The 4,037-nt window shown below is 74.4% G+C and carries 4 protein-coding genes and 1 pseudogene; all 5 read left to right on the top strand.

Annotated features, from left to right (window positions below):
• The first annotated feature begins 9 nt into the window (after positions 1-9).
• Positions 10-993, top strand: a complete 984-nt coding sequence (locus tag N4P33_RS33460; RefSeq protein ID WP_399030598.1) for an ABC transporter permease — start codon at positions 10-12, stop codon at positions 991-993.
• A 5-nt stretch (positions 994-998) separates the two neighbouring features.
• The gene (locus tag N4P33_RS33455) at positions 999-1,880 is read left to right on the top strand and encodes an ABC transporter permease (protein WP_260830689.1); all 882 of its coding nucleotides are present in this window, start codon (positions 999-1,001) and stop codon (positions 1,878-1,880) included.
• Positions 1,881-1,930: 50 nt separating this feature from the next.
• The gene (locus N4P33_RS33450; protein ID WP_260830690.1) at positions 1,931-2,992 is read left to right on the top strand and encodes an ABC transporter ATP-binding protein; all 1,062 of its coding nucleotides are present in this window, start codon (positions 1,931-1,933) and stop codon (positions 2,990-2,992) included.
• Positions 2,985-3,683 (top strand): ABC transporter ATP-binding protein, encoded by a 699-nt coding sequence (locus N4P33_RS33445; protein WP_260830688.1) that lies wholly within the window; start codon positions 2,985-2,987, stop codon positions 3,681-3,683. Before N4P33_RS33450 ends, N4P33_RS33445 begins: the two co-directional genes overlap by 8 nt.
• Positions 3,684-3,730: 47 nt before the next feature.
• Positions 3,731-4,037 (top strand): annotated as a pseudogene (locus tag N4P33_RS33440) (DNA-binding response regulator); the annotation flags it as partial.

Raw genomic sequence — 4,037 nt, 5'->3', positions numbered from 1 at the left:
GCGGCGCGGCTGCCCTGGGGGCCGATGGCCCGGCTCGTGGCCCGGCGGGCGCTGCTCGCCGTGCCGGTCCTCCTCGTCGTCACCTTCGGCGTGTTCGCCATCGCCGCGGCCTCCCCGTTCGACCCGGTGCGGGCGTACGCGGGCACCGCCGCGCTCGGCGCCGACCAGGAGACCCTGGACCGGCTGCGGGAGAACCTCGGCGTGGACCGGCCGTTCACCGCCCGCTGGTGGGACTGGCTGACCTTCGCGCTCGGCGGCGACTTCGGCCAGTCCAGCGTGATGCGGCAGCCGGTGGCCGAGGTGATCGGCGAACGGCTGGTGTGGTCGACGCTGCTGTGCGCCGTCGCCTTCGCCCTCGCCGTACTGCTCGGCACGCTGCTCGGCGTCCTCGCCGCCCGCCGGCCGGGCTCGCTGGTCGACCGTACGGTGACCTCGCTGGCGTACGCGCTGGAGGCCGCGCCGGTCTTCTGGATCGCGCTGCTCGCGGTGTGGGTGTTCGCCCTGAAGCTGGACGTGCTGCCGGCCGGCGGACTCACCGACACGGGCAGCGACCACGTCTCGGCGGGACAGGTGGCGAGCCATCTGATCCTCCCCGCCGGTGTCCTCGCCGTCTCCCAACTGCCCTGGTTCACGCTGTACGTCCGTCAGGGCGTCGGCGACGCGCTCGCCGAGGACCCGGTGCGCGGCGCACGGGCGCGGGGCATCGGCGAGCGCACCGTGCTGCTCGGGCACGCCCTGCGCTCCGGACTGCTGCCGGTACTCACCCTCATCGGCTCCCGCGTCCCCGAACTCATCACGGGCGCCCTGCTGGTGGAGACCGTCTTCAGCTGGCCCGGCATCGCGGCGGCCACCGTGGAGGCGGCCACCGCCGTCGACTTCCCGCTGCTGGCCGCGCTGACGACCCTCGCCACCGCCGCCGTCCTCGCCGGGAACCTGCTCGCCGACCTGCTGTACGGACTGATCGACCCGAGGGTGAAGCTCAGTGAGATGTGATCGCCATGGCTGACACCACCGTCGAGAAGACCGTGTGGCGGGGGCACGGCACCGCTCGCCGCTCCACGCACACGCTGCGCCTGCGCACCTCCGCGGCGCTCGTCGGCCTGACCGTCCTCGCGGTGCTGCTCGTCCCGCCCTTCGTCCAACTCGACCAGCAGGCCGTCGACCTGTCCGCGAAGCTCCTCCCGCCGAGCTGGGACCACCCCTTCGGCACGGACGACGTCGGCCGGGACCTGCTGCTGCGCTGCGTCTACGGACTGCGGGTGTCGCTGCTGGTCGGCGTGGTGGCGGCGCTCACGGCCACGGTGATCGGCACCGCGGTCGGCGCCACCGCCGGAGCGCTGGGCGGCTGGGTCGACCGCGCCGTCATGCGGCTGGTCGACACCGTGTCGTCCGTGCCGCACCTGCTGCTCGGCATCTTCATCGTCGCCATGTTCCGGCCCGGCGTCTGGCCCGTGGTGATCTCCGTCGCCCTGACTCACTGGCTGTCCACCGCCCGTATCGTCCGCGCCGAGGTCCTGTCGCTGCGCTCCCGCCCGTACATCGACGCGGCGGTCTCGGGCGGTGCGTCGAGGTGGCGGGTGGCCGTACGGCATCTGCTGCCCGGGGTGCTGCCGCAGGCGGGCCTCGCCGCCGTCCTGATGGTGCCGCACGCCATGTGGCACGAATCGGCGCTGTCCTTCCTCGGGCTCGGCCTGCCCACCCACACCGCCAGCCTCGGCACGCTGATCCAGACCGCGCGCGGCTCGCTGCTCGCGGGCGACTGGTGGCCGACGCTGTTCCCCGGCCTGTTCCTCATCGTCCCGACCCTGGCGATCGCCGGACTCGCGGGTGTCTGGCGGGAGCGGATCAATCCCCGGCGACGATCGGAGCTGATGCTGTGAGCGGGCGTTCTCCCGTGCTGGCGGTGCGTGACCTGTCGGTGCGGTTCCTGATGCCGGGCGGGCGGCGGATCGCCGCCGTCACCGACGCGCACTTCGACGTGGCGCCGGGGGAGTGCCTCGCGCTGATCGGGGAGAGCGGCTGCGGCAAGTCCGTGCTCGCCTCCGCGCTGCTCGGGCTGCTCCCGGCCAACGCCGAGACGGCGGGCAGTGCGCGGCTGGGGTCTGCTGCGGATCAAGGCCCGGCCGACCTCGACCTGCTCACCGCCGACGAGCGGACCCTGGCCCGCACGGTACGGGGCCGCCGGATCGGCCTGATCCCGCAGAGCCCGGCCGCGCACCTCACGCCCGTGCGGACCATCCGCTCCCAGCTGGAGGAGACGGTCGCCGAACTCACCGGCGTACGCGGCCGATCCGGCCTGCGCGAGGCCGCCGAGGAGGCCGCGCGGCGGGCCGCGTTCCCGCCGGACCACCTCGACCGCCACCCGCACGAGCTCTCCGGCGGCCTCGCGCAGCGCGCCGCCACCGCCCTCGCGCTGGTCGGTGACGCGCCCTTGCTGCTCGCCGACGAACCCACCACCGGCCTCGACCGCGACCTGGTGGACCGCACCGTCGACGAACTGCGCCGCCATGTCGACGCCGACGGGGACCGTGCGCTGCTGATGATCACCCATGACCTGGCGGCTGCCGAGCGCATCGCCGACCGCGTGGCCGTGATGTACGCGGGCCGCATCGTCGAACTCGCCGACGCCGAGACCTTCTTCGGCCCGTCCGGTCCCCGCCACCCCTACAGCAGGGGCCTGCTGGACGCCCTCCCCGACCGGGCCTTCACCCCGATCCCCGGCATGCCTCCGGAACTGGGCGACCTGCCCGAGGGGTGTGCCTTCGCGGCCCGTTGCGAACGAGCGGACGCCGCGTGCGGCGCACTTCCGCCGCTGACTGTTGATGCGTCCGGTGACGTGCCCCCGCTGACTGTTGACGCGTCCGGGGACCGCCAGCCTGTGACCGGATCCGTCAACTCACGCGGTGACCAGCAGCCCCTGACCGGATCCGTCGCCTGTCACCACCCGGTCCCGGTCGCCCCGGCCGCCACCCCGGAGAACGCCCGTGCTTGAACTGCGCGCCATCACCGCCGGATACGACCGCCGGGCCCCCGTCGTCCGGGACGCCTCCCTGACCCTGGCCCCCGGCGAGGCGCTGGGTCTGCTCGGCCCCAGCGGCTGCGGCAAGTCCACGCTCGCCCGCGTCGCGGCGCTCCTGCACCGCCCCGACGCCGGCACGCTCCTCCTCGACGGCACCCCGGTCCGCCGCTGGCGGCACCGCGCCCCACGCGAACTGCGCACCGCCTTCGGCGTCGTCTTCCAGCAGCCCCGCCTCTCCGCCGACCCCCGGCTGCGCCTCGCCGACCTGATCGCCGAGCCGCTGCGGGCCACCGGCCGGCGCGACCAGGCCCCGGACCGGGTGGCCGAGCTCGCCGACACGGTGGGCCTGACACCCGACCTGCTCACCCGGCGCCCGCACGAGGTCAGCGACGGCCAGCTGCAACGCGCCTGCCTGGCCCGGGCGTTGGTGCTGCGCCCGCGCTGGCTCGTGTGCGACGAGATGACGGCCATGCTGGACGCGTCGACCACGGCGGCGCTGGTCGCGGTGGTCGAGAAGTACCGCGAGGAGACGGGCGCGGGCCTGCTGGCCGTGGGCCACGACCAGGTGCTGCTGGACCGCTGGTGCGACCGGACGGTGCACTGGGACGAGGTGTGCCAAGTCCCGCACAAATCAGGTGACTTGAGCCCCGTATGGTCCCGGTAGAGTCAGGCACGACCCATTCGTACCCTGCGGCCGGAGGTGCCCCGACGGTGACCGGTGTGGTGGTAGACCCGGCGCACGAGACGCTGTCCGAGCTGCTCGGCGAGGCACGGCACACGGTGTGCGTCGCCCTGACCTCCGCCGACGAGTTCAGCACCACCGTGAAGGACATGCTCACCGAGGTGCCGCCGGGCCCGCGGGTGCGGGTCCTGTGTGTCACCGAGGTCGCGGACGGCTCGCTGGCCCGGCTCGGCGCGGCGGGCGGCAGCCGCTTCGAAGTGCGCTGCTGCGAGGGCCGGTTGCGGGACGCCGTCGTGGTCGACGGCGCCCGCGCCCTGATCCGCGCCGTGCCCGGCG

The sequence above is a fragment of the Streptomyces sp. 15-116A genome (genome assembly GCF_025290915.1).
Classification (GTDB): Bacteria; Actinomycetota; Actinomycetes; order Streptomycetales; family Streptomycetaceae; genus Streptomyces.
The sequence above is the reverse complement of the archived record's forward strand: the minus strand, read 5'-3'. Positions and strand labels throughout refer to the sequence as shown.